This window comes from Bradyrhizobium sp. T-12, assembly GCF_058314695.1.
In genome coordinates this window covers 93,172-117,875 of record NZ_JBZFQJ010000002.1, presented here as the reverse complement: position 1 = coordinate 117,875, position 24,704 = coordinate 93,172, and the positions used below count along the sequence as shown (strand labels likewise).

General features: G+C 58.2%; 21 protein-coding genes and 2 pseudogenes. 8 read left to right on the top strand and 15 right to left on the bottom strand.

Annotation, left to right across the window (positions count from 1 at the left end):
* Positions 1 to 7 precede the first annotated feature (7 nt).
* The 14 genes and pseudogenes from ltrA (AC0WRY_RS34800) to AC0WRY_RS34735 all read right to left on the bottom strand — a co-directional run bounded on the left by ltrA (AC0WRY_RS34800) (position 8) and on the right by AC0WRY_RS34735 (position 13,894).
* Positions 8 to 1,261, bottom strand: coding sequence for a group II intron reverse transcriptase/maturase (ltrA, locus tag AC0WRY_RS34800; RefSeq protein ID WP_128955096.1), 1,254 nt, complete (start codon positions 1,259 to 1,261; stop codon positions 8 to 10).
* Between the two features lie 551 nt (positions 1,262 to 1,812).
* Positions 1,813 to 2,622, bottom strand: a pseudogene (locus tag AC0WRY_RS34795) (IS66 family transposase); the annotation flags it as partial.
* A gap of 45 nt (positions 2,623 to 2,667) precedes the next feature.
* Entirely contained in the window at positions 2,668 to 2,862 is a 195-nt protein-coding gene (gene tnpB / locus AC0WRY_RS34790; RefSeq protein ID WP_128929738.1) for an IS66 family insertion sequence element accessory protein TnpB, read from the bottom strand.
* Between the two features lie 33 nt (positions 2,863 to 2,895).
* Complete coding sequence (gene ltrA, locus AC0WRY_RS34785) at positions 2,896 to 4,122, bottom strand: group II intron reverse transcriptase/maturase (RefSeq protein WP_128929739.1); 1,227 nt, start codon at positions 4,120 to 4,122, stop codon at positions 2,896 to 2,898.
* A 606-nt stretch (positions 4,123 to 4,728) separates the two neighbouring features.
* Positions 4,729 to 4,902, bottom strand: a pseudogene (gene tnpB / locus AC0WRY_RS34780) (IS66 family insertion sequence element accessory protein TnpB); the annotation flags it as partial.
* The gene (tnpA, locus tag AC0WRY_RS34775; RefSeq protein ID WP_128929741.1) at positions 4,899 to 5,300 is read right to left on the bottom strand and encodes an IS66-like element accessory protein TnpA; all 402 of its coding nucleotides are present in this window, start codon (positions 5,298 to 5,300) and stop codon (positions 4,899 to 4,901) included. The pseudogene tnpB (AC0WRY_RS34780) and the gene tnpA, both read right to left, overlap by 4 nt.
* Before the next feature lie 296 nt (positions 5,301 to 5,596).
* Positions 5,597 to 6,298 (bottom strand): branched-chain amino acid ABC transporter ATP-binding protein, encoded by a 702-nt coding sequence (locus AC0WRY_RS34770; protein ID WP_128929742.1) that lies wholly within the window; start codon positions 6,296 to 6,298, stop codon positions 5,597 to 5,599.
* Positions 6,291 to 7,025, bottom strand: a complete 735-nt coding sequence (locus AC0WRY_RS34765; protein WP_128929743.1) for an ABC transporter ATP-binding protein — start codon at positions 7,023 to 7,025, stop codon at positions 6,291 to 6,293. Before AC0WRY_RS34765 ends, AC0WRY_RS34770 begins: the two co-directional genes overlap by 8 nt.
* Positions 7,012 to 8,049 carry a branched-chain amino acid ABC transporter permease gene (locus tag AC0WRY_RS34760; RefSeq protein ID WP_128929744.1) on the bottom strand — a complete coding sequence of 346 codons (1,038 nt, stop codon included), beginning with the start codon at positions 8,047 to 8,049 and terminating at the stop codon, positions 7,012 to 7,014. Before AC0WRY_RS34760 ends, AC0WRY_RS34765 begins: the two co-directional genes overlap by 14 nt.
* A 78-nt stretch (positions 8,050 to 8,127) precedes the next feature.
* On the bottom strand, positions 8,128 to 9,348 hold the full coding sequence (locus AC0WRY_RS34755) for a substrate-binding protein (protein ID WP_128929745.1): 1,221 nt from the start codon (positions 9,346 to 9,348) through the stop codon (positions 8,128 to 8,130).
* Between the two features lie 4 nt (positions 9,349 to 9,352).
* Positions 9,353 to 10,210: a branched-chain amino acid ABC transporter permease gene (locus tag AC0WRY_RS34750; protein ID WP_128929746.1), complete on the bottom strand. Its 858-nt coding sequence runs from the start codon at positions 10,208 to 10,210 to the stop codon at positions 9,353 to 9,355.
* 33 nt (positions 10,211 to 10,243) lie between these two features.
* Positions 10,244 to 11,758 (bottom strand): amidase, encoded by a 1,515-nt coding sequence (locus tag AC0WRY_RS34745; protein WP_128929747.1) that lies wholly within the window; start codon positions 11,756 to 11,758, stop codon positions 10,244 to 10,246.
* 442 nt (positions 11,759 to 12,200) lie between these two features.
* Positions 12,201 to 12,578 carry a nuclear transport factor 2 family protein gene (locus AC0WRY_RS34740; RefSeq protein WP_128929748.1) on the bottom strand — a complete coding sequence of 126 codons (378 nt, stop codon included), beginning with the start codon at positions 12,576 to 12,578 and terminating at the stop codon, positions 12,201 to 12,203.
* 428 nt (positions 12,579 to 13,006) lie between these two features.
* Complete coding sequence (locus AC0WRY_RS34735) at positions 13,007 to 13,894, bottom strand: AraC family transcriptional regulator (protein ID WP_237891805.1); 888 nt, start codon at positions 13,892 to 13,894, stop codon at positions 13,007 to 13,009.
* Positions 13,895 to 14,130: 236 nt separating this feature from the next.
* Between AC0WRY_RS34735 and AC0WRY_RS34730 the strand changes: the two genes are divergently transcribed.
* The 7 genes from AC0WRY_RS34730 (at position 14,131) to AC0WRY_RS34700 (ending at position 21,236) form a co-directional block, all read left to right on the top strand.
* Positions 14,131 to 15,072, top strand: a complete 942-nt coding sequence (locus AC0WRY_RS34730) for a ribokinase (RefSeq protein ID WP_128929749.1) — start codon at positions 14,131 to 14,133, stop codon at positions 15,070 to 15,072.
* A gap of 25 nt (positions 15,073 to 15,097) precedes the next feature.
* A complete protein-coding gene (locus AC0WRY_RS34725) occupies positions 15,098 to 15,964 on the top strand; it encodes a 3-methyl-2-oxobutanoate hydroxymethyltransferase (protein WP_232995600.1) in 867 nt (288 codons plus the stop codon).
* A gap of 98 nt (positions 15,965 to 16,062) precedes the next feature.
* Complete coding sequence (locus AC0WRY_RS34720; RefSeq protein ID WP_128929750.1) at positions 16,063 to 17,058, top strand: sterol desaturase family protein; 996 nt, start codon at positions 16,063 to 16,065, stop codon at positions 17,056 to 17,058.
* Positions 17,059 to 17,187: 129 nt separating this feature from the next.
* Positions 17,188 to 17,508 (top strand): Rieske 2Fe-2S domain-containing protein, encoded by a 321-nt coding sequence (locus AC0WRY_RS34715; protein WP_128929751.1) that lies wholly within the window; start codon positions 17,188 to 17,190, stop codon positions 17,506 to 17,508.
* Between the two features lie 17 nt (positions 17,509 to 17,525).
* Positions 17,526 to 18,401: a sugar phosphate isomerase/epimerase family protein gene (locus AC0WRY_RS34710; RefSeq protein ID WP_128955097.1), complete on the top strand. Its 876-nt coding sequence runs from the start codon at positions 17,526 to 17,528 to the stop codon at positions 18,399 to 18,401.
* Positions 18,398 to 19,630, top strand: coding sequence for an NAD(P)/FAD-dependent oxidoreductase (locus AC0WRY_RS34705; RefSeq protein WP_128929753.1), 1,233 nt, complete (start codon positions 18,398 to 18,400; stop codon positions 19,628 to 19,630). The genes AC0WRY_RS34710 and AC0WRY_RS34705 overlap by 4 nt, the downstream gene beginning before the upstream one ends.
* Before the next feature lie 454 nt (positions 19,631 to 20,084).
* Complete coding sequence (locus tag AC0WRY_RS34700) at positions 20,085 to 21,236, top strand: glycoside hydrolase family 88 protein (RefSeq protein ID WP_128929754.1); 1,152 nt, start codon at positions 20,085 to 20,087, stop codon at positions 21,234 to 21,236.
* A 228-nt stretch (positions 21,237 to 21,464) separates the two neighbouring features.
* Here AC0WRY_RS34700 and AC0WRY_RS34695 read toward each other — a convergent pair whose 3' ends face one another.
* A complete protein-coding gene (locus AC0WRY_RS34695) occupies positions 21,465 to 22,787 on the bottom strand; it encodes an MFS transporter (protein ID WP_164934143.1) in 1,323 nt (440 codons plus the stop codon).
* An 873-nt stretch (positions 22,788 to 23,660) separates the two neighbouring features.
* Here AC0WRY_RS34695 and araD1 point away from each other — a divergent pair.
* On the top strand, positions 23,661 to 24,653 hold the full coding sequence (araD1, locus tag AC0WRY_RS34690; protein WP_128930170.1) for an AraD1 family protein: 993 nt from the start codon (positions 23,661 to 23,663) through the stop codon (positions 24,651 to 24,653).
* Positions 24,654 to 24,704 lie beyond the last annotated feature (51 nt).

Here is a 24,704-nt window from a genome sequence, read left to right as displayed (position 1 = left end):
GCTCCCATCAGGCAATCTTGCCGCCATCGCCGAGTTGCCAATGCACAAAGAGCCTGCGGTTCTCACGCGCGATCTTCTCCAGGAAGAGACGCGCGCGTCCTAAACGGTGATGGAAGCGCTTGTACTTTCGCTTCAACCAAATACCTAACGTCTGGTTGATGTAGCGCGCCAGCGGATAAAGCGCTGAGCGGGTGTATTGCCCATAATAAGCGATCCACCCCCTAACCATCGGGTTTAGCTCGCGAGCAATATCGTCCAGCGTCACCTCGGCTCGCCTGCGAAGTTTCAAGCCTCGGACCTTCGCCCGCATGGCGTTCAGCGCTGGTTTGCTGACCGCCGGGGTGAACCCACAGAACATCTTCTGCGAATGCGGCCCCAGGACCGATCGTGGCCGGAAGCAATAACCGAGAAAGTCAAACATGACCGTCTCGCTTTTACCTCGGCGTCGATCATCCTTGCAGTAGACGATCCTCGTCTTCGTAGGATGCAATTCCAGATGGCACTCCGCCAGCCGAGCCTGGAGCGCTTCGCGAACGCTTTGCGCCTCCATCTCATTCCGATAATGTACCAACCCGTCATCCGCATACCGACACCACCTGAGATCGGGGAACGTCCGCGCCATCCAGAGATCAAATGCATAGTGCATGAAGAGGTTGGCGAGGATCGGGCTCACCACGCCCCCTTGTGGGGTGCCGCGGCTTCGCTCGATTATCGTTCCATCCTCTTGCACCATCGGCGCTGTCAGCCATCGTTCGATGTAGAGCAGCGCCCATGCGCACGTCACATGTTTCCGGACGGCCCGTAGCAACAACTCGTGGTCGATATTGTCGAACAATCCTTTGATGTCGAACTCTAGAAACCAATCATACTTCCAGCACCGCTGTCGCGTGACGCCTACGGCATCGAGAGCCGATTTTCCGGGTCTGTAGCCATAGGAATCCGCCAGAAAGATTGCGTCAAGAGCCGGCTCAATCAGTTGTTTAACAACTGTCTGTGCCACGCGGTCCGCCACGGTGGGCACCCCGAGGATCCTCTGGCCTCCACTCTTCTTTGGAATGGAGACAGCCCGAACAGGCGGCGGGAAGTAAGCGCCTGAACTCATTCGATTCCAAATCTTGTAGAGATTTCCCTTCAAGTCGGACTCGAACTGCTCAATCGTCACTCCGTCGACACCGGCTGCGCCACCATTGGATCGCACCTGCAGATATGCTTCGTACACCTCTCTCTTGTCGATGTTGAACGGCTTGCTCGGCTGGTTCATCGACGTCCTCCTGTTGCCAGTTGCGACGATGGCCAGCCCACCTGATCCGATCCCTTCGCTCCGGCCCCATTACGAGCCTTCGTCGCTAATACGGATCGGTCCGTCCCAGTGCTCCGCGTCGGTAATCTCGCCTCGCGGTCTTCTCCGCTTGTGCTTCTCCCTTTCCATCGGAGCGACTGGTTCCTGCAGTTCCGCGGCAGCGCCTGCATCCGATTCACGCCCCCTCAACGCCGGTCGCCGCCCGCCCGGTCATCAGGCTCCCGGCGGGCTCATCCCAGAGGGACGACACACCTCTGGTTTTGACGACGATTTCCACGTTACGACGGTTCATCGGCGGGTTCATTTTCATTCGTCTCTCGGACGCGTATCCGTTCGGGTCTCCCCCGACCGTTAGCTTCAACGCTCACGACCGCGCCTCTTAAGCGAAGCCGCTTGAAGTGATTTGAGACCTACTCCTGAAAGTCGATCCCGAGGGGCCTACCCTCATCGCTGCCACAGCTTGCGCGCACAGATTTTCAGATCATTTTGATCATCCTTTCTGTGTGCTTCTGCAGAACACTGTCATCGCCGTGCAGCCGCTCGGCGGCGAGGACATGGCGCTCAATCAGCTGGAACAACGGCATGACGGCGAAGGTTCCGTGGCCGACCTGGTCGGCCAGCGTCGACAGCGGCAGGTCGATCCGCTCAGCCTTGAAGCGCACGCTCTGGCGATTGAGCGGGATATGCATGCCGAACTTGTCGAACAGCATTGTCGCCAGCAATTGCGGACCGATGAAGCCGCGCGGCGTGGCATGGAACGGTGCCGGCGGCTGGCTTATCTTCTCGCAATCACGGCAGGTGAACTTCTCGCGTACCGTCTCGATGACCTTAAAGCGACGCGGAATCTCCTCCAGCGTCTTGGTCACATCCTCGCCTAGCTTCGCAAGGCGCGATCCACCGCAGCAGGCGCAGGTCGTTGGAGCCTCGATAACGACGCGCTCACGTTCGATGTCGTCCGGCCACGGCTTGCGCACCGGCCGCTTACGCGTGAAGGCGCTTACGCTCTGGGTTTTTGCGGCGGCAGCCTGCGCAGCCAGCTCATTCTCGGTCGCCGTGGTGGCGAGTTCTTCGAGCTCCAATTCCAACTGCTCGAGTAGCCGCGCCGTGCGCTCGGAGCGCAGCCCGTGCAGTTCGCGTTTGAGCTTCTCGATCCGTAGCTCAAGATGAGCGATCAGCACCTCGCTGTCCGACAGCTCCGCCCGCGCGTTGGCGGCATCCGCGACTGCCACATCGCGTTCAGCCTGCAACGCCTCGCGCTCGGCCAGCAGCGCAAGGTAGGCGCTCGCGAGATCCGACGGAAGATCGTCCGGCTTCGATGTCATGAAGCCATTGAATCAGATCAAGCCGCAGATTCAAACCAAAAACGGCTATCCGACACGCGTCGGACGATGAGTTTCTTGAGGGTTGCGCCAATCGATTCCGGACAACAGGTAGCTCATCTGAGCCGATGAGATCGTCACCGCTTCGCCCGCAACCGATGGCCAGACGAACCTTCCTCTCTCAAGTCTCTTAGTGAACAGGCATGCTCCCTGGCCATGGTGAGTCGGCCCCGGGAGTTGCACCCGGAGCCGCTCTCCGAACCGTACGTGACGCTCTCACGTCATACGGCTCTCAACAAGTAACGAAGCAGAACCTAACATCGTCCAATGAGCGAACAGCTTCGGCCTACGGCAGCGGATCAGCCTGAGCCTGGTGGAGGCCCTGACTTTTCCATTCTTCAGCCCTTTGTATTTGCGTCGCGCCCAGCGGTTTAGAGATTCGTCGACGTATCGATACAGGTTATGCATTTCTGACCGCCCATATCTGCCGTAGTACTGCATCCATCCACGAAGGACGGGGTTCAGTTCCAAGGCGATTGCGTCGATTTCCGTCTGCGAGCGAAGCCTGAGCCGGAGCTGCCGGATCGTCATCCGCATAGACTTCATTGCCGCCCTGCTGACCGCTGGCGAGAACGTACAGAAGTTTTCTTTCTTCTGATGGTTTCTTGCCCTGCGCGGTCGAAAGGTAAATCCCAGAAAGTCAAATGACTGACTGGCATGGCTACCCGGGCGATTGCTATCTTTGCAGTAGACGATCTTGGTCTTGTCGGGATGCATTTCGAGTTCGCATTCCCTGAACCTCGCCTGCAGCGCCGCCTTGATGGCTTCCGCTTCAGCCTTGGTTCGGCAATGTACGAGCCCGTCGTCCGCGTATCGACACCACGGTGACTGCGGGAAGTTTCGCGCCATCCATATATCGAACGCATAATGCAAGAACAAATTGGCAAGGACGGGACTGATCACGCCGCCTTGGGGTGTACCCCGGTCGCGAGCGGTGATCGCTCCGTCTTTGCCTTGCATCGGCGCTGTTAGCCAGCGTTCGATGTAGAGCAGAGCCCATTCGTCTTGCACATGCTTCCTGACGGCTTTCATAAGCAACTGGTGGCTGATATTGTCGAACAGGCCTTTGATGTCGAACTCCAGCACCCAGTCCATCTTCCAGCACCGTTGCCGGGTGATGCCGACGGCGTCCAGCGCGGCTTTTCCGGGCCGGTAGCCGTAGGAATCGGGAAGGAAGATTTTCTCGAGTACTTGTTCAATCTGAAGCTTGACGACCGTCTGCGCCACGCGATCTGCTACTGTCGGCACGCCTAGAATGCGTTGTCCGCCGTTCTTCTTGGGAATGGGGACAGCCCGAACGGCAGGTGGAAAGTAGCTGCCAGAAGACATTCGATTCCAGACCTTGTAAAGGTTGCCCTTGAAGTCCTTCTCAAAAGCTTCGAGCGATACCTTATCCACGCCGGCCGCGCCCGCATTGGCTTTGACCAGTTTGTAGGCCTTCATCACTGTCTGCTTGTCGATATCGTACTGCTTACGTCCGGTTACACTCACATGTCCTCCTGCTCATCACAGTTGCATATGGGCGCAACCCACTTGTTTCGGCCCCTTCGCTCCAGTTCCATTACAGCACCTTCATCACTACTACGAGCCGATCCGCCCCAGTGTTGTGCTTCGGTACTCTCGTCTCGCGGTGTGTGCCGCTTGAACTTCTCCCTTGGCATCACAACGACTGGTTCCTGCAGTTCTCTACAAGAGCCTGTATCCAGATCGCGTCCCCTAAACGCCGGTCGCCATCCGCGCAGTAATCCAGGCGTCTCACGGATTGATCTCAGGGATGGCACGCGCCCCTGATTTTGGCGACGCCTTAGTAATTTTCGACGCGTCATCGGAAGATTTGCTTTCGCTCGCCTTCTGGATACTTACCTGCCCCGTAAACCCGGGACTTTTGCAACACTTGCTGATGACCGCGCCTTTTAAACGAAGCCACAGTGTCGTGGTTTTGCACCTGCGCCTGGAACGCCGATGCAGGAGGGCCGTCCTCCATCTCTCATAAAGCTGTACGCATCAAATTCGGTTATTCACCTCCTTCATGCTCTGCAGCACACCGTGCCAGATCACCTTCACAAGATCGCTGCGGCGACCGCGGAAGACGAACAAATGACCGCTGAGCGGTTCTTTGCGCAGCACCTCCTGAACTTGGAGGGCCAGCGACAGGAAGCCTCTGCGCATATCCGTGTAGCCTGTCGCCAGCCACACTCGCACATTCCCTGGTACAGCAATCATCGGCGTCCAAGCACATCGAGGACCCGCGCCAGCGCCTCCGGATCGACGTGCGCATCCACCCGGATGCACCGTCGGTTGCCGAGATCGATCTCTATCAATCCAGTACGTGCGGCTGCCGCCGAGCGAACTCGGCCATCAACCGTAGGCAAAAGCTTCGCAGTTTCTTCAGCCGAGGCCGCTACGGCGGCGATCTGCACCGGCGTAAAAGATGGTGCAACTTGTTCCGATGTCCGTGCTTGTCGACGCCAGGTAAACACCAGGCTGGCCGCTACTCCGTTGCGCCGCGCGACTTCAGTTACCTTCGCGCCCGGTACTAGCGTCTCCTCGACAATCCGTGCCTTGTCGTCCTGCGACCAACGCCGCCGCCGCTCAAGCCCGCCCAAAACTTCGACCCGCATCGCCTGATGACCTTAAAGCTAGACTTAAGGTCACACGCTTCGCGAATTACCACCCGTCACGCAAGACGGTCCTCGTCGGAGGCGTACTTTCAAGTGGACGAGAATGTCGGCTCGCTTCGAACGCAGAATGGGGCCCAGCGCGCCTGTGAGCCCGTAGCGGGCGCGTCAAGTTGCTGAGGTCAAGTCAGCAAACTCCGCTGCTGGAGTTTTCCAAACAGCCGCTCAAATCTAGGGAGAAGTCAGCCGAACCGGTCTACGATTAGCGTCGGCCGTCAAAGCAATCTGGAACGCGCCACTTAAGGCGCGAGGTAGCGCAGAAGTTCCGGATTCGTGCGGATATCGGCTGCAGCGCCTTGTAGTGCGATACGGCCGCGATCAAGGACATAGGCCTTGCTCGCCACGCGCAACGCGAGATCGAGGTGCTGTTCGACGATGATGACCGCGATTTCCTTGGCGAGTTCAATGAGACGTTCGGTAATCTCTTCGATGACGCCGATCCAGACGCCCTCGGTCGGCTCATCCAGCAGCAGCAGCTTTGGGTTCCCCAGGAGGGCGCGCCCGATCGCTAACATCTTACGCTCGCCACCAGAAAGCGTACCAGCCGCCTGGTCCAGGCGGTGGCCGAGCTTGGGAAAGATCGCCAGGACCCGATCGATCGCCGAAGCGTCGGTGTTGAAGAGGGAGCCCATTGCAAGATTATCCCGCACTGAAAGGCGTGAGAACACTGAGTGCTCTTGCGGCACATAGCCGATGCCGGCGCGCACGCGTTGCTCGGTCTGGAGCCGATTGAAATCGTGGCCATCGAAGACTACCTCGCCTCTCCAGCTTGGTAGCTCGCCAACGATAGCTTTCATAAGCGTGGTCTTGCCTGCACCGTTGCGCCCAAGCACGGCGGTACCACCACGCCACGGAATGTCGAGGCTCAGGTCAAACAGCACCTGGCTGCGACCATAACCGGCGTCGAGATGTCTTATGTCGAGAAAGCGTTGTTCAAGCACGGCGCAAATAGATCTCCTGGACACTTTTGTCAGCCTGGATCTCAGCGACGCTTCCTGTCGCCAGCACACGGCCCTGGTCGAGGACGGTGAGGCGGTCGCAAATGTCGCGGATGAAATCGAGATCGTGCTCGACGATAACGAGGGAGCAGTGCTCCTTTATTGGTCGCAACAGTTCGCCAGTGACGCGACGCTCCTCCAGGCTCATGCCTCCGGTAGGCTCGTCCAGCAGCAGGAGCCGGGGTTTTCCCGCGAGCGCCATCGCAATCTCCAGCCATTGCTGCTGGCCATGGGATAGCGCTGCTGCTGCATCGAACGCACGATCGGCAAGACGAAACTGGGTGAGCATCATCATGACCTGGTCGTGCAGCTGTCTGCGGCTGCGCGAGAACACAAGATCAAAAAGAGAGCAGTGCCCCTGCAGGGCAAGGAGGATGTTGTCGTAGAGGGTGAGGGATGGCAGAACCGATGTGATTTGGAACTTCAGGCTCATGCCAGCGCGCGCGCGCTCGGTGGGGGTGAATGTGGTAATATCAGTGTTGATGAATCGGACTTTGCCTTGCGTCGGTACCTCCGCCCCCGCGATGCACTTCATCAGCGTGCTTTTCCCCGAGCCGTTCGGCCCGATCAACCCGTGGAACTCGTTCTCGCGGACGGTGAGCGCCGCACCGTCGACTGCCGTGAGCTTGCCGAAGATCTTTCGAATGCCTGCAGCTTCAAGAAGCGGCATGATGCTGCGCCCTCTTCTTGTCTTGCGCTTTGGCGGCGAAACTGCCTACCCGCTCGCGCTCCGTCAACACCAGGCTGATAAGCCCAAGCGGCCGAAAAAGGATTACCAGGAGCAGGAGCACGCCCAGGATGATCGGCCAGATATCGCGGTAATTGTCCGACAGCCAGAAGGAGAGACCTTCGACAATCGCCGTACCGATCACCGCACCGATCAGCGTGCCGGAACCGCCGAACAGAACGTAGAGCACGACTTGCGTGGAGACGACAACGCCAATCATATTGGGCCACACAAAACCCTCGTGGAAGGCATAGAGGCTGCCGCTCAGGCCTGCGATGGCGCCACCGATCGCGAACACTATGGCTTTTAGATGCTGTGTCCGGTAGCCGAAAAAGGCAATGCGTTGCTCGTTCTCGCGGAGGCCTGCGAGTGCAAGACCGAACTGCGAGCGCACCAGGAAACGGCATGCAACGTAGACGATGACAAGAAGCCCTAGTGCCAGATAGTAAAAGTTCGACCCTTCCGATAATTCGTAGGAGCCGAGCGTCATCGGCGGAATCGAGGGAATGCCGTTCTGGCCGCCGAGATAGTACCAGCCACGCGCGAGGCGATCCGCCGCATAGGCACCGGTGAGCGTACCGAGCGAAACGAAGATCATGCTGGCCGGATGCCGTCCGAGTAGGAGGAACCCACCAAGTAGCAGCGCGAATACGAGGCCAATCAGCGTGCCCGCCGGCAGTACCAAAAGGATTGAGGTGATATCGAGGTCGCGCGCAAGCAGCGCAACGCCGTAGCCTGCGGAGCCGAAGAAGAGGGCCTGCCCAAAGCTCATGATTCCGGCATAGCCCCAGACCAGATCGAACGAGAGAGCGAAGAGCGCCAGGATCACAACGCGAGTGGCAAACACCGTAAGATAGTCGTGAAGCATCACCGGAAGGACTAGTGCTCCAATCAGCACTAGTCCTTCGATGATGAGCAGGACACGTCGTGCACGACTGACCTGTCCTGCAAAGGCGATTTCAGCCATGTCAGCCGTCGCACAATTCACTTCTAGCGTGGGCACCGATGGCCTCTCTACCGCGCTTGTCGCTTTCACAGTGATTCGTCAACATTGCCCGGGATCGACAAGCCCATTGCTGCGTTGCACGACTTGAAAAACCCCGCTCTTGCACACGGCCGTGTACATGTTCATCTTACAGTGCCGCTTGCCCGGCACCATCTCGGCGGGGCCGCCCGGACCCTCCGCGATCTTTGCGTGATCGAGCGTCGCAGCAACCGACTCGCGATCGACCTTTCCGGCCTCTTTGACGGCAGCTTCCCAAAGTTTCAGCCCGCGATATGTACTGGGAGCGGCACTGCTCGCGGCAAATAGAGAATCGCCTGGATAGTCCTTATCATAGGCAGCCTGAATTCTGGCGGAGACCGGGTCATCTTTGGCGACGGCTTTGTAATAATCGAGACAACTCGCAAGCCCTTCCATCTCATTGACCGGATGGAGGCTGAGATAATTCTCGTCCTCGTTGACGGCAGCAAGCCGTCCGCCGTTCTTCAGATAGCCCGCTTCATAGAGCTGTTTGAACAAAGGACCGACGCCGGGTGGAATAACGGTGTTAAAGACGGTGTCGGCCTTGTTGGACATGATCGCGTGGACAGTGGCGGAGAAATCCACTTGGTCTAAAGGATAATACTCCTCGAACACGACCTCGCCGCCATTGGCTTCGATTAACTTGCGAGCATATGCATTCAGGTTACGCGGCCAAATGTAGTTGGAACCTGGAAGGGCAAATCTCTTGCCGCCGTTCTTGATCAGCCACGGGATAAATGTGTCGCATTGCTGCGCCGGTGTGGCGCCGCTGCAGAACAGGTATGGCGTGCATTCCCCCCCTTCATAAAATTGCGGATAGATATAGAGCGTCTTGCCCCGAGAAACGATCACATCCTTGATCGCATTGCGCATTGAGCTCGCGAGGCCGCCTAGGACCATGTCCACCTTGTCCCGCTGGATCAGCTTGCGCACGTTGCCTACAGCGACCGATTCATTGGAGGCGGTGTCTTCGATGTACAGCTCGATCGGCCGGCCCAAAAGACCACCTGAATTGTTGATCTCCTTGATGACCATTTTGGCGACGTTGGCATCCGCCTTTCCGGCAAAGCCGATCGGGCCGGTCAGATCGATCGCGATGCCGACCTTGATGGGACCTTCGGCCGCATTGGCCCAGTCGGGACGGATCACCCAGCTACTCGCTCCTGTGGCGATTGCACCGGCCGTGAAGGCAAAGTTCGAAAGGAAACGACGGCGTGTGAAATTGAGTCGATCAACAGCCATATGACTACACTCCCCCTTGCGCGATGAGGCCTTGCGGCCGACACTTGATGAAAACAATGGCAAGCAAGAAGACGAGCACATCGGCGAGGACCGGAGGGATAACCCAGGGCAGCGCCGCGCTGAGAGCGCCGATGATACCGGCTCCTGCCACTGGGCCCATAAAGGAGCCGACACCGCCAAGCATGACGGCGACAAATCCCTGGATCAGAAAGCGAATTCCGAGATCTGCAAACAGATCGAACACCGGCACGATAAGCGCCCCGGCGAGCCCGGCCAAAGCTGCGCCGAAGGCAAAGGTGGTGCCATAGATGAAATTCGTCGAAACCCCGGAGGCGCGCGCTAGCGCCGGATTTTCCAGGGTCGCCCGAACGCGCAAGCCGAAGCTTGTGCGGGACAGGAGCAGAAAGCAGCCCCCCATCACCAAAGCCGTGATCACGAGAATCGTAAAGCGCCAAGCTGAGATGTGTATCGTGGCGATATCTATGGATCCACCGATAGGCTCCGGAACCGTCAGATAAAACCCGCCAATTAGGCCCCGCACAGACTCCCGGATGATAAGACCGAGCGCATAGGTGCCGAGCATTGCAACGATCGGTGCGGCATAGAAGCGGCGGATGATGAGCGCTTCGAGTACGAAACCCAGCAATCCGACTAAGATCGGTGCCGCCGCCATACCGAGCCAAACCGGGAGACCATGACTATAGGCGAGATAAGTAATATAAGCGCCGAGCAGGACGAACTCACCCTGGGCAAAGTTGAAGATGCCCATCATGCTCGCGATGATTCCTAGCCCAAGCACGATCAACACGATAATCGCACCGAAGCTCAGGATCTCGAATGCCGCCATGAATGCACTAGTCATATGCCGCGATCCAGTCGCACTATCGTCTCGGCCTCACATCTTCTTCCAGTCGCCTATCTGTTCGAAGGCATGGGCGGCGCGGTAGATGGTGGATTCCTCGAAGTGGCGACCGACCAGCATTAGGCCCACTGGCAGGCCGTCGACCATTCCGCAGGGCAGCGACATAGCTGGATGATGCGTAATGTCGAATGGCGCGGTGTTGGTGAACATCTCAATCGCGCGCGTGAAGTAGTCCTCGCGACTGGCATTGGATGGCGGCAGCGGGGTTGCCTTCATCGGCGTCGTCGGCATGAGGAGGAGATCATAGCTCTCGAGAGCTTTGTCATATGCCGTAGCGAGGCGGCGGGAGATGTTGAGCGCCTTGCCGTAAAACCTGGACCCGAAGGTGTTGTTGATATAGGTCCCCCACAACATAAACAGCTTGTTAGTCTCGGACAATGAGTCCGCCTTCTGCCGCCACCCGCGATGGAAATCCATCAGGGAGGTTGGATAAAGATCGCCTCGGCTGAGACCATAGCCGTCACCGAACATCATGGTCTGGACAGCCCCCTCAGTTCCGATGGGGGTCCAGATCGCCGCGCCTAGAAGGTGCATCGGAATCGAGACGATCTCTACGGTCGCGCCGAGATCTTTGAAGCGCTTTGCGGCCTCACGCACGCTTTCGTTCACGGCAGCTTCTGCGGACGGCTGCTCGAAGCCCTCCTTGAGGATACCAATCTTCATCCCTTTGATGCCCGCACCCAAGGCCTTGGTGTATTCATCCACCTTCGGAGCCTTGATGCGCGAATCGTAGCCGTCGTCGCCGGCGATCACCTCGAGTAGCAGGGCGTTGTCGGCCACCGTTGCCGTAATCGGCCCGGTGTGGTCGATAAAGATCTCAATCGGCATTATTCCTGTATAGGGAACGAGACCCCAAGTCGGCTTCATACCGTACGTGCCGCAGAATGAGGATGGCATTCGGATCGAACCGCCCTGATCGCCGCCGATCGCAATGTCGACCTCGCGTAGTGCGACCACAACCCCGCTTCCGGAGGAAGAACCGCCGGCCGAATAGCCCATCTTGTGTGGATTGTGGACCGGGCCAGTCGCGTTGGTGTGGCTGCCGCCAGAGAGACAGAAGGCTTCGCAGTGAACCTTGCCCACAATTTCGGCGCCAGCATCAAGCATGCGTGTAACGATGGTGGCGTCAAAATCGGGTACGTAGCCTTCGAGGGTGGCCGAGCCATTCATCATAGGCACTCCGGCCAACATAATGTTGTCCTTCAAGGCAACGGTCTTGCCTTTCAGTTTTCCGCTGCCGGCGCCTTTGATGTTGGTTTTGCGGTACCAAGCATTGCGAGTGTTTTCGTCTGGCGATGGCCGATAGCCGGGCGTCCGCGGATATTTGACCACGGGCAACTCGTCGGGCATCGCGGCAACGAGATTGTATGCGTCCAGCGAGCCCCGCATCAAACCGCGGAACGAGGCGACATCTTCGTCGGTCAACGAAAGACCACACTGCTTGGCAACTTCGAGAAGCTGGGTGGGAGTCGGAAGGGAAACTGACACGCGGCTCTCCTGAAAGGTTGATCCCGTCATTGGGACACGCGGCGTTCTTCTGTCGTGGCCGCTTATCAGATTAGCCGTAGGTAAAGCGCAGCAGGGCGCTCGGCCCCAGAAGGTGCGCAACGCAAGTTGGGTAATATTGGGTAAAACGACGCTGAATGCGTCTGCCAGTGCAGGCGTTTCGCCGATCTGTCCTGCCTCGCCGGCTTGTCTTTGAGCCCTTAGGTCTTTTTGACGGGCTGGTAAGGCGACAAGTGAACCGGTCTCGTCACCTTAGAGTTGAAATATGGCACGGATCTGACAATGCAGCGGATTACATCAGAGGCCTAAGCATTTCAAAGTAACAACCAGCCAATTTCGGCGATCACGCGCTTCCCCTAACTGGCGCGAACTGCCGCGCGCCAAGCTCACGATCGTACGCGCATTCGCCACCACCTTAATCCACCTAAAGGGGGGTGGTAGATGAATGATGGTGTAAAATCTTCCAGGAGGCATCATGACGGCGCAGCACAAACGTAAATCGGGCGGGTGTCGCCACTTGCAGATCATGCCGCGTTTCAGAAAAGACATAATTTCCGACGGCCATAACAATGTCAGCCGCCAAGCTGACGCAATGACATACGTCAAATTTTACCCTTGCGGTGCCATGGAAGTAGGTGCGTATTTCTGCGACACCGATGTAGAGCGTGGAACTAGACGTACCGTGAAGCAAGGCATCATCTGCGTATAACGCAACAAGATACTCCGGCTTGCCAGAGTTGAACGCTCGCGCCCAAGCTTCCAAGAAGGCACGCACATCCAGCACAACTTTGTCGTTGTTCACGATGAACGCCTCTTCAGCGGAGAAATGGCGACCGGAAGCGATAAGAGTGGGTTGGCCTTACCATCTGATATAAGGAAACCTCTTGCATATGCACTGCATTTTTGATCCGTTCGTTCATGCTTCCGACTGCGCGCTCATCCACGATCTTGTTGAGGTCGCTGCTTGTCAGCGGAGCGCAACGTTTTTTGCAAGCTCGCCTCCTCTATGCAGCTTGTCGGTCATTATGTTCTCATTGCGAGCCAGCAGTACCTTCGCCACCCCGTCCGGGTCCACACCAAATTGGTGATGGGGCCGCAAAAGAATTGGCGCGAACTCAACAAGTACGGACCGAGTTCAGAAGTGTTCGCAGAGGATCAGGGGCAGCGACGTGAAGTCGCTGCTTCGAGCCCTTGATCGCCGCGTATACGACGCAGCCCTGATACACCGGCTTATCTTCCCTCAGCTCGCCGCCAGGTGCTGGGACTGGTGCCAGTGCTGCGCTTAAATTCACGGCTGAAGTGATAGACGTCACAAAAACCGCAGCGTTCGGCGATTGCGCCGAGCCCAGCGTCACTTTCCAAGAGCAGCTTTTGCGCCATCATGATCCGCTCTCGAATCAACAAGCGCCTTGGGCTGATCTGCAGATGCCCTTGAAATAGCCGCCGCGTCTGTGCGGCGCTGAGGCCAGTGACCGAGGCGAGTTCATCGGCGTGCCAGGATCGCTCCGGGGACTGCCGCATCTTTAAAATGATGGCTCGCAATGGGGCCGGGAGACGGGATTCACCGTGCTTCGAGGAAGGTGCTGCGATGAGGTGAAGCAGTTCCGCCACGAGGCAGTTAAGTGCCAAATCGACGTTATCATCCCTGGCGCGCAAGACATCAAATAGTCTTGCGAACCACCGTTCGATCTCGTTCGGCACTGATATCGTTGCTAGCGTTGCTCCGGTGCCGAACACCTTTCGCCGAATGGCCGCACAGTCGGGCCCGTCGATCCGCACCCACAGAACAGTCCAGGGATCATTTTCATCCGGCCAGTGCGCATGCGACGTTTCGTTGGCAATCCAGATCAACTGACCGCGCTCAACAGTCGATGTCCTGCCTTCGCTGACTACAAAGCCGCGCCCAGCGGAGCAGTATAGAATGTCCTGGCCCGGATAATTGTCTCGAGCGATGTGATGATCACGTGCGGTGATGGCCTTGCCCGCCCTAAGTACCGTAAAGGCGCATCGGGTCCAGGCAGCATCAGGGAGGACGTACTGATGGCTCTCAGGAAAAAGTGTGCGCTGCGGCAAGCCGGCCATGCGCGTTTTATATAAATTGAAGCGTGCTTTGTCCATTCCCGCTGGGGCTTTCTGCATCTAGGCTCGATGTCAATGACTAACAAATGAGCTCGTGATCAGGCTCCCGGATGCACGTTTTGTATCCATAGAGATCGCTGAGGGAGCTCAGGGAGGACCGGTGCCGATGCTCACGGCCCACGAAACTGCGCCACCGCGCGCAGGGCCCTTGTGGCGACGTGGTGGAGGCATTCCACGCCACGCCTTGATCTCAGGCACTTTCAGGGGAGGAATTGATGAGTAAACCGAGAATTACCGTCGTCGGCAGCTTCGCCGTAGGACTGACCATTCGCGCTCCGAACATCCCGGTCTTCGGGGTCACGATGTTAGGCAGCAGTTTCGATATGGGCCCGGGCGGAAAAGGTTCGAATCAGGCTGTTGCCACTGCGCGGCTCGGGGCGGACTCGTCGCTGGTTGCGATCATCGGCAAAGACCAATTCGCAGATATTGGCATTGATCTGTACAAGGCCGAGGGCGTCGATACGGCGCATGTCAAGCAGATCACCGAGAAGCCGACGGCGGTTGGCTTCATCATCCTCAATGAGCGAGGCGAGAACTTCATTATCATGGATTATGGCGCCACAAACGCCATGGATCCGGCTTTTGTCGATCGCGCCGAGAGCCGCATTCGCGAGAGCGACCTCGTCATGGCGGTCCTGGAGCCGCCGGTCGAGGTGGCTATGCGGGCGATGGAGCTCGGTCGCAAATACGGTAAGAAAACCATTCTCAATCCGGCGCCGGCCGCACCGCTGCCGGATGAAATCTTCCCGTTGGTCGATTTCCTGACGCCGAATGAAAGCGAACTTCGCATCCTGCTCGGTCTGCGCCCGGATGATCCGCGGCCCTCGCGCGAGCTGGTCGATCTGTTGCGCAAGCGCGGGGCCGCCAACGTGATCGTGACGCTTGGCGACCGTGGTGTACTGATCGTCACCGACAAGGTCGATACCACCATTCCGGCTGCAGTGGTCGACGTAGTGGACACGACGGGTGCTGGCGACGCGTTCAATTCCGGCTTCGCCGTGGCTCTGGCGGAAGGGCGGGATGTGATCGAGGCCGCGCGCTTCGGGGTGTGCTGCGGTGCCCTGGTCTGCACAAAGCTAGGGGTCATTCCCGGCATGGCGAGGCGCGCCGCAGCAGACGAGATGTATCGCACAATGCGCGCCTCGGCTGCAGAATGAGAGAGCAACAAGAAATCAATGCGCCTTGGGCGCGAACAGTGAGAACTGGAACGATATGCCGCGGATTTACGATTGGGCGGCGCGCGAGGCCGAGCGCACGGTGACGGTGGCCGACCTGCGCGCTTCCCGAAAGTCGGGCAAGCGCTACACTCAGGTCACTGCCGAGACCGCCGAGGAGGCAGCGGCCGCGGAGCAGGCCGGCATTGAAATGCTGGTGACCCGCGCCCGCAACGTGGAAGCCGTACGGAGGGGCTCAAAGCACCTCTTCGTCACCGCCGCGTTGGGCTTTGCCGATGCTGTAACACAGGACGACATCCTTCGTACCGCCTTGAAGGCGCTAAGCGACGGGGCCGATGCGGTGATCACCGCACGCGGCATGGCGACCGTCTCAATGCTCGCGGCCGAGGATATTCCGGTTGTCGGTCACTTGGGCCTCGTTCCCAGAAAATCGACCTGGCTCGGAAGGCTTCGCGCCTTCGGCAAATATGCGGAGGAAGCCTTGGCACTCTTCCAGCGCTTCCGACGTCTAGAAGAAGCCGGCGCTTTTGCGGTGGAATGCGAGGTCATCCCAGCCCGGGTCATGTCGGAAATTCGCCGGCGGATCGGACTGGTGACCGTCTCGCTCGGCTCCGGACCGGATGCTGACGTGATCTTTCTATTCACCGAGGACATATGCGGTGGCGAAGGCCGGCGGCCCCGGCACGCTCGGGTCTATGGAGATCTTCAGGCCCTGCAGGAGCGCATCAAACAGGAGCGCGTGAAAGCTCTCAGCGCATTCCGTGCTGACGTCACCGCAAATGGCTTTCCAGGCCCGCAGGAAATATCGGACATCGCCGACGATGAATATGCGGCCTTCGTGTCGAGACTAAAAGACTCGGGCTTTGGCGATTGATCTAAAGCTCTTGCGACGGCGACGAGAGCTGATCTCAATCAGCCGGCGAAGGATCTAACACACGAGCTGTCTGCCTTGAAGCGGCAATGGAGTGCAATATGGACGAAGCATTGTACGGCACGCGCGATAAGCGGGGCAATTGGGTACCAAAGAAGAAGCCCGAACGTGCGCCGATTTTTGTCTGGCCGGTGCAACCGCTGAAAATACTGCGCTGGTTACCGGGCTATCTCCTGCCCTGGAATACGGTCTATTTCCTGATCTCTCTTGTATCGTGGACTTATCTCACTCCATCGCTCGATACGATGCGAGAACTCCACGCCGACTGGATACTGCTCATTCTGCTTCGTAACACCGCTTTGACTCTCCTCCTCTACGGCACCTTCCATTTCATTCTTTATATCGAGCGGCGTCAGCAGACGGCGTTTAAATACAATGCAAAGTGGCCGGATGCGCACAACCCGACCTTCATGTTCGGAAGTCAGACGGCCGAGAACATATTCTGGACCATGTGCAGCGCCGTGCCTGTATGGAGTGCATATGAGGCGCTCACCTGGTGGATGTACGCGAACGACCGCTTGCCTTACGTCGATTTCGCAGCGCATCCGCTATATTGTGCTGCACTCGTGCTGGTGATGCCGGCGTGGCGCGAACTGCACTTTTACCTCATTCACCGCCTCATCCATATTGGGCCGCTGTACCATCTCATCCACAAGGTCCACCACAAGAACGTCAATCCGGGGCCGTGGTCCGGCCTCTCGGCGTCGACACTGGAACACATCGCTTACTTCTCAGGGGTATTGATTCATTTCGTTCTTCCGTCCCATCCGCTGCACGCAATGTTTCAGCTGATGCACGCGGGACTGTCCCCCGCAAAGTCACATACCGGTTTCGACCGCGTGGTCGTGGATGATGCGAAGGCGATCAGCACCGACAACTTCTACCATTACCTGCACCACAAGTATTTCGAGGTGAACTACGGTGAACGCCGCATCCCGCTCGACGAGTGGTTCGGCACGGCTCACGACGGCTCTCCAGAGGCCGACGAGAGAATGTATAAGCGCATAAAGGCCAAGAAGTGGGTGCGCGGCGGTTAGCGCCGAAGCGGGGAGGCTCCGAAGGCCTGTCACGTTGAGGCAGCCCTTGCGCCGCAACGGTACTGGCGCACGCTGCGCGACTGAGCCACAGCCGATTGATCGCCGCCAGTTGAAGATTGAGGACTAGATATGACTAAACAAGCTGAATGGGTGGCGGCCTGCGCTGCGGACGCTTTGAGGCCTGAAGAGGTTCGCCGCCTCGATCACGGCGGCCGCACGTTTGTGATTGTTCGCTCGCCCGAGGGCGATTACTTCGCGATGGACGGCCACTGCTCACACGAGAAGGTCCATCTTGCGGATGGCATTGTCGATGGCGGAATTATCGAATGCCCGAAACACTTCGGCACCTTCGACTATCGAACGGGCGAGTCGCGTGCGCTGCCCGCATGCGTCGACTTGCAGAGTTACGAGGTAAAAATCGAGAATGGCATTGTTATGGTCAAGGTCTGAGCGGGTGAGAGCTGCGGATGACCTCACAGCGTTTACTTGTCTTGCAGTCCCTCTGGGCCATGGAGCGGCGGCAGCCTGACGGTTTCGAACGTTCTCTCGATGAAAACCTGGCGATGATACAGCAAGCGGGGTTCGACGGGATCTCTACGTCCTGCAATGATCCAGGACGCGTCAACCTGATCGCACGCGCTTTGAACGGTTCCGGGCTTGCAGTCGAGGGCATGTGCTTCCCGCAGACGATCGATCACTTGAAGTCTGCCATCGACCTCGCCAAGCAGATCAACGTTCTGCATCTCAACGTCCAGCCAGACATCCGTCCGCGCAGGGTCAGCGATTGTATCCCGCTGCTGGATGGCTGGATCAGGGTGGCGGAAGAGGCAGGCATGCCGATCTACTTCGAAACGCATCGCAACAGGATGACCACGGATCTCCTCTTTACTCTCGATCTGATGGACGAGGTGCCCGGGATGCGGATCCTTGCCGATTTGTCGCACATCCTGCTGGGTCGGGAGTTCTGGTATCCCATCTCGGACGAGGATGAAGCGCTGGTGCGGCAGGTGCTCGATCGCGCTTGGGCGTTTCATGGACGGGTTGCATCTCGCGAGCAAATTCAGGTTGAGATCACGTTTCCTCAGCACAGGATATGGCTGGATCTGTTCCTGGGGTGGTGGAAATACGGGTTCCGAAGCTGGCGAAAGCGCGCAGGCACGGGTGCCTGCCTTAGTTTTACCTGCGAACTTGGCCCGCAGCCCTATGCGATCACCGATCGGCAAGGCAAGGACACGACGGATCGTTGGGAGGAAGCTCTTCTTCTTAGGTCCCTAGTCCGTGACCTCTTCGATAGCGTGGCCAGTGAGGAGCAGGCTCTGCCTGCAAGAGGGGTGGCCATTTGAGTACTCATTCGACGATTGCCATTGTTGGCGCCGGCGAAGCTGGCACGGCAGCCGCCCTGGCGCTGCGCGAGCGCGGCTGGGAAGAGAGCGTGGTGTTGATCGGCAACGAAAGCAGTCTCCCGTATGAGCGCCCTCCTCTCTCCAAAGCAGTTCTGGTCGATGAGACGAGGCCTGGGCCGAAGACGATTGTGACGTCAGAGCGGCTTTCCGAATTGAAGATCGATTATCGCCACGGCTGTGAGGTGGTCTCGATTGATCGCACGGCCAGCATGGTGATTCTCTCGAATGGGGCCAAGATAGGCTATCATCGCCTCCTCTTGGCCACTGGCGCTCGTCCGCGTGACCTGAACGTGCCAATTGCTGAGGGATCAAGGGTCGCAACGCTTAGGTCGTATGAGGATGCCACACGCCTTCGCGAGTTAATCGGCCAAGGCTGCGAGATGGCTGTGATCGGCGGCGGCTTTATCGGGCTCGAGGTTGCTGCGAGCTCGATCTTGCGAGGCGCTTCGGTCATCGTCTTCGAAGCAGGATCGCGCATACTTTCCCGGGCAGTGCCAGTTGGCATAGCTGAACTGATCAGGGCCAAGCACGAGCGTTCTGGGGTACGGATCGAGACAACGGCAGTCGTTGAACGTATCGAGCTTTGTGAAGGACGCTCCTGCGTGGTACTGGCCGGGGGCCAAAGACATCTTGCCGATCTCGTGATCGTGGGGGTCGGTGCAACCCCCAACGTCGAACTGGCGCAAGCGGCGGGGCTCGCTGTCGACAACGGCATCGCGCTTGACGAAATGCTGGCCACATCGGATCCGCGCGTATTCGCAGCGGGGGACTGCTGTTCCTTTCCACATCGCCTTTACGGAAAGCGGATCAGGCTGGAAGCTTGGCGCAACGCGCAGCGGCAAGGGGTGATTGCGGCGGCGAATATGGTGGGCGAGGATCGTCCGTATGACGATCTCCCCTGGTTCTGGTCGGACCAATACGATGAGACTTTGCAAATGGTCGGCCTCTGCTGCGGCGGAGAAATCCCGGTCGTCAGAAGCCTAGGCCCGAGGGGCCAACTTCTATTCTCCCTTGTCGACGGCGGGCGCCTCGTGGCTGCTTGTGGGTTTGGAAGCCTCGGCGCCGTTGCGAAGGAAATCCGAGTTGCAGAGACGATCATTAGGCGGGAACTGAAGGTCGAGGCAGAGGCGCTCGCTAATCCGGCGCTGAACTTGAAGCAGCTTCTTTAGTGACTACTGCCGCGGCGCAGGTCACCCGGCAAGCAAGTCACCTGGCAAAAGGACATGCGCCACGCGGGCTACCGAATGCTCGCCCATTGGGCGTAGCGGCAATCCCTCGTCAGAGGCTGGATGCGGCGTTTGTCGAGCCAGGACGACCGTTGAGAAGGCTCGATCGATAGATCAACTTCGGGCCGGCGCGCCAGCGCTCCACTGTGCGCCAATATCCCTGCAAGCAAACGCAGACTACTTTGATACCGCGCTGAACATCATGCGCTGCTTTTCGGGACCTGGCGGCATCACGCTGGGAGCCCGATTGAATGTAGCAAGACCTACCTCGTTGAGCAAATACACTATCCCAATTTCAGATTGATATAATGCAATAATCATGAGAAGCTCTCAAGTGAAGCAATGGTGAGAACCCGCTTTCAGGTGGAACCATCCTGCATTTTCACGAGGAGCTTTGATGAGCATAGACTGGGAAGAAGCGATCGCACGTATGATGCGGCGGATCGAGAATACAGCTCAACAAGTTGGCGACGCCTATCCACATTGGGCAGATCCGGAGAGCGGCACCTGGACGACAACTTCAAACGGAGACTGGACCGGCGGCTATTGGCTGGGGATGCTTTGGCTTGCCTCGCGGAGTAACGGCGGCGAGCGCTTCAGAGATCTTGCAGAACGAGGTTGCGAGCGTCTTGAACCGCGCGTCTCGGCCGATACCGCGTTCAAGGCTGCGACCTTCTATTACGGGGCCGGACTGGGTTCGCTGCTCACCGGAAGTCACCGCGCGCGGACGCTCGGCCTTGCGGCGGCACGAGATCTGAAGCAACGCTACAACCATCACCTTGGTCTTGTGCCCCTTGGCGCGAATGCCGAGGAGGGCGCTGACGTGGGAGCCACTGCAAGCAGCGTCGACAGTTTGGTCGTCTCATTGCTGCTGTTTTGGGCCGCTCGAACTCTAGACGACCGCGCGATGCGCGAAGTGGCTGCCAATCATACGGATAAAGTTCTGACCGTCCATCAGCGTGAGGACGGATCCTTCATCCAGTCCTCCTCCCTCGATCCCGAGACCGGCAAGGTTCTCCGACGCTACACACACAAGGGCTTCAGCGAGAACAGCGTTTGGGCAAGAGCACAGGCGTGGGGCGTGGTGTGCTCGACGATCAGCTACTTTTCCGGCGGCGGAGAGGAGCGATGGCGTCAAGCCGCCATGAACGGGGCCGACTGGTGGCTCGCCCATGTGCCAGATGATTGCGTGTCGTACTGGGATTTTGACGCTCCTAAAGCGCCCAACGTCGAGCGGGACACTGCGGCGACCGCTTTTATGGCATCGGCTCTTCTAAAATTGAGCTCGATTGCGCCGACTGACAGTAAGCGGCGGCAATACCGTAGCGCCGGAGAACGCACCGCTTTGGCGCTGGTCGAACGATATCTCACTCCGGTTCATAAGAACGATAGCCGTCCAGCCGGCATGCTGGTGGAAGGATGCTTCAACAAGCGCGGGGATTCGAGAGCCGAGGACTACGTCAGTAATGCCGAATTGATCTTTGGTAGCTACTACTTGTTCGAGGCGCTTCATTTGCTAACCGGCAGGTTGCGGCCTGAAGAAATCTAAAATGGCACTCGCTGCTGGCGAAGGCCAGCGGCGAGCGCTCTCTGTGTCACTCTCGCGTTACCCCGGCCGAAATCCTTAAAGCGGCTTGGAACGGACCTAGGGGCGCATTTGACGGCTGGAGAGATCAAGGGTTTCTTGTTCAGCCGCTGTTCCACTGAGACCATTGCCTTTCCAGAGGGGAGCCGCCGATCGGCCGGACCTCTCTGGAGTGCCCTAACAAGACTGTTATCACTCGCCTACATAGATGCAGCCGCGCTTTTTAGCGATCTGATATACGACCACGCTGAGCAAAGCGACGAGCGACCCGTAGATTGGGAACATCCATGCCATGTCCTCGCGTTGCAACCATACCAGCAGGTAGGGCGTGGTACCGCCGAAAATTGTCACACCGATTGCGTAACCAAGGGCGACGCCTGTCGTTCTCACTGTGCGCGGCATCAAGGTTGTGGCTATGAAGTTGTAGAGAGCCATATTGCAGCCCACCATGGCCCCGCCAACCAGCATCACCATGGCGTAGGTCAGAAGGCTTTGGTGTGAATAGAGCAGCGTCAGGAAGAATGCTGGGATGAGCAGAAGGCGCATCAAGATGAACGCGCGCGAGGGCTTTATCTTGTCTGCAAACGCACCGATGGCAGGTGAAAAGACCATCCAGCAAAATCCCATGAGGGTCAGGATGCCGTACACCCACGTGCTGTTTTCCTTGAAAACACCATTGGCGATGTTGGGCAGGCCCACGTTGTACGTGTAGTTGGCGAGCTGCACCGAGCCGATCACCAAAATCACGGCCAGAAGCGACAGTCGCACATTCCAGAGCGCCTTCCAAACGCCGCCGGTGGTTTTCTGAACGCGCGACATCTCGTCATGATGCATAGCGCGGGCGATCAATGTTTCCGGGATTGCTTGGCGCAGGAAGAAGATGAGGACGCCAAGCAGGCCTCCGACCGCAAACGGCACTCGCCAAGCCCACTCGCGCATGACCTCGGGGGCGACGGCCGCGCTCACCAGAAAAGCGACGAGGCTTGCTCCGATCGAACCCAACATGATGAATGTACCGTTGATCAAGCCGAGATACCGCCCCTCCTCACCTGGTGGTGCCAACTCGATGGCGATTGCATTGGCGACGCCCGCCTCTGCGCCAGTGGCAAGCCCTTGCATCAGTCGAAGAATGACCAGCGCTGCAGTGGCAAGGGTCCCGATGTCCTTATGAGCCGGCAAGATCGCAATCAGGAACGAAGATAGCGCCATGACCGTAACAGCGATCATCATGACGCGTTTATGGCTGATGCGATCTGCGATAGGACCAAGCAAAGCCGCTCCCAGAGGCCGCGCAATGAATCCGGCTCCAAATACGGCAAATGCTCCCAGCAGCGAAACGACCGGGTCATTTGAAGGGAAGAAGTGGGGAGATAGAAAAGCCGCCATGAAGCCGTAGACTTGCCAGTCATACCACTCCAGCGCGACGCCTCCGCCCAGACCAATAGTCATTGATCTCGTTGCAACTTGCTTCTCGGGCTGAATGAAATCGATAGAAGGTTGGGCCATTGTTTGCATGGGTCTGCTTCCGCTCATTGGGTAAGACTGCTTAAGCCTTGCGCGGCAAGCGCGAATGCGCGCCGGCCTGTCGCTTGTTGGCCTGCTCAAGGCGCTGAGATTTCTGGCGGCACGCCCGTAAATGGACGCTGGCGCGATCGAAGGCAGCTGATCGGGCTTCCTTCATTCCAATCGTCTGTGTAACAGCCCGCGGGCGGGCTTATGTCCCAACTCCATGGTCCCTCCTGTAGCAATGCGCCCTTCTGCGGGACGCTTAAGTTTTTCGATTCAAGGCAGGCGGACAAACTCCTCCGCGCTGAGACGTCCGCTCGGCTTGGCGAGGCGAACGTTTCCTACTTTTCCGCGCAAACGATGCGAGCTGATCGAGTATCTGCTTACGTAAGCCGAACTGACCTGGAAAAGGTGAATGATGAGATCGTCTCGGGGCCGCCGCTTGGATCACAAGGACTTGCGCGGAAAGACAAAGGGGCTCGCGCGAGCGCGAGAGGGATGGTTGTAAAGGGCGCGGGCTGGCGAGAAGCTTGGCATGGACTGCAATATCGCCAGCCCAGCCGCTCCTCCCATGAAACCAGTAAATCGCCTCCACCGCTTCGTCTCCCATGACGGCCGGCATCTCTGTGCACTAGCCCAATATCGAGCGAGACCATCACAATGACGGGCCAATGTCAAGCAATAGACTATCTCAAATACAATTAGGATATATCAATCTGGTAGCCATCATTCTAGCTGAAGGATTGATACATCTATACGACTGAAATCGCTCATGAAATATTGGCACCCCCGATTAGCCAAGCACATTGACCTATCTCAATTTGAATGTCAGTCTGGCTTTGCCGCAATCAGCGCGGCTGGCTCTCACCTGGAATGGATCTCGTGCGCCTCATCCAATTTGTATCTCTGAACGGTTCTCGTCATGTCGCTGCGCTCCAGGCGGGCGACGGGGTCCCTGTGCTCGTGAACAATCGGACAAGTGTACGCGAATTAGCCTTGGAGGCAGCCCGCTCCCGGCTATCGCTTGCCGAATGCGTCCAAAGGTGCGGCTTCGGAGAGAAGGTCGATTACGATGCGATCATCCGCGAGAAGCGGCTGTTGCCGCCTCTCGACCACGCTGATCCTTCGCGTTGCATGATCGCGGTGACTGGACTTACGCACCTCGGTAGCGCCGAGTCGCGCGACGCCATGCACGCGAAATTGGCCGCAGGCGAACTTTCCGATTCAATGCGGATGTTCAAGCTTGGCCTGGACGGTGGAAAGCCTCCGCCGGGATCCATCGGGGTCCAGCCAGAGTGGGCCTATAAGGGTGATGGCTCCTGGGCAGTCGCACCTGAGCAACCCCTCACGTTGCCGTCCTATGCTGAAGACGGGGGCGAGGAGGCCGAAATTGTAGGGCTTTACGTCATTGGCGAGGGAGGCGACGTACTGCGTGTCGGCTTCTGCCTCGGCAACGAATACTCCGATCATGTGATGGAGCAGCGAAACTACCTCTACCTTGCTCATTCAAAGCTGCGCCAGTGCTCCTATGGTCCCGAACTCCTCGTGGGCGATCTTCCGGACGAGGTATCCGGAACGGTCCGCGTCTTGCGAGCTGGCGAAGCGATCTGGTCCGGAAGCTTTATCTCGGGCGAGAACAACATGTCTCATTCCATTGAGAATCTTGAGCACCATCACTTCAAATACCGCGCGTTTCGTCGGCCCGGCGACGTCCACGTCTATTTCTTCGGCGCGAGCGCCTTAAGCTTTTCGGCCGGCGTCAAGCTGCGCGGCGGTGACGCTTTCGAGATCGAATCTCCGGCTTTCGGGCGGCCATTGCGCAACTCGCTCATCGAGGAAAAGCAAACAGAGATCGTGAGGGTGCGGCCGCTATGAGCTTGATCTGGTGGACCAAAAATTGGGATAGCGAAAGCGCGGTATTCTGAG

Bases quoted from the DNA above. Each gene is read 5' to 3' on its own strand.
- ltrA (WP_128955096.1), bottom strand. From the start codon at position 1,261: ATGAACCAGCCGAGCAAGCCGTTCAACATCGACAAGAGAGAGGTGTAC.
- ltrA (WP_128929739.1), bottom strand. From the start codon at position 4,122: ATGAAGGCCTACAAACTGGTCAAAGCCAATGCGGGCGCGGCCGGCGTG.
- tnpA (WP_128929741.1), bottom strand. From the start codon at position 5,300: ATGCGGGTCGAAGTTTTGGGCGGGCTTGAGCGGCGGCGGCGTTGGTCG.
- AC0WRY_RS34765 (WP_128929743.1), bottom strand. From the start codon at position 7,025: ATGCCGCTTCTTGAAGCTGCAGGCATTCGAAAGATCTTCGGCAAGCTC.
- AC0WRY_RS34760 (WP_128929744.1), bottom strand. From the start codon at position 8,049: ATGGCTGAAATCGCCTTTGCAGGACAGGTCAGTCGTGCACGACGTGTC.
- AC0WRY_RS34755 (WP_128929745.1), bottom strand. From the start codon at position 9,348: ATGGCTGTTGATCGACTCAATTTCACACGCCGTCGTTTCCTTTCGAAC.
- AC0WRY_RS34750 (WP_128929746.1), bottom strand. From the start codon at position 10,210: ATGACTAGTGCATTCATGGCGGCATTCGAGATCCTGAGCTTCGGTGCG.
- AC0WRY_RS34735 (WP_237891805.1), bottom strand. From the start codon at position 13,894: ATGGACAAAGCACGCTTCAATTTATATAAAACGCGCATGGCCGGCTTG.
- AC0WRY_RS34730 (WP_128929749.1), top strand. From the start codon at position 14,131: ATGAGTAAACCGAGAATTACCGTCGTCGGCAGCTTCGCCGTAGGACTG.
- AC0WRY_RS34720 (WP_128929750.1), top strand. From the start codon at position 16,063: ATGGACGAAGCATTGTACGGCACGCGCGATAAGCGGGGCAATTGGGTA.
- AC0WRY_RS34715 (WP_128929751.1), top strand. From the start codon at position 17,188: ATGACTAAACAAGCTGAATGGGTGGCGGCCTGCGCTGCGGACGCTTTG.
- AC0WRY_RS34710 (WP_128955097.1), top strand. From the start codon at position 17,526: ATGACCTCACAGCGTTTACTTGTCTTGCAGTCCCTCTGGGCCATGGAG.
- AC0WRY_RS34700 (WP_128929754.1), top strand. From the start codon at position 20,085: ATGAGCATAGACTGGGAAGAAGCGATCGCACGTATGATGCGGCGGATC.
- AC0WRY_RS34695 (WP_164934143.1), bottom strand. From the start codon at position 22,787: ATGCAAACAATGGCCCAACCTTCTATCGATTTCATTCAGCCCGAGAAG.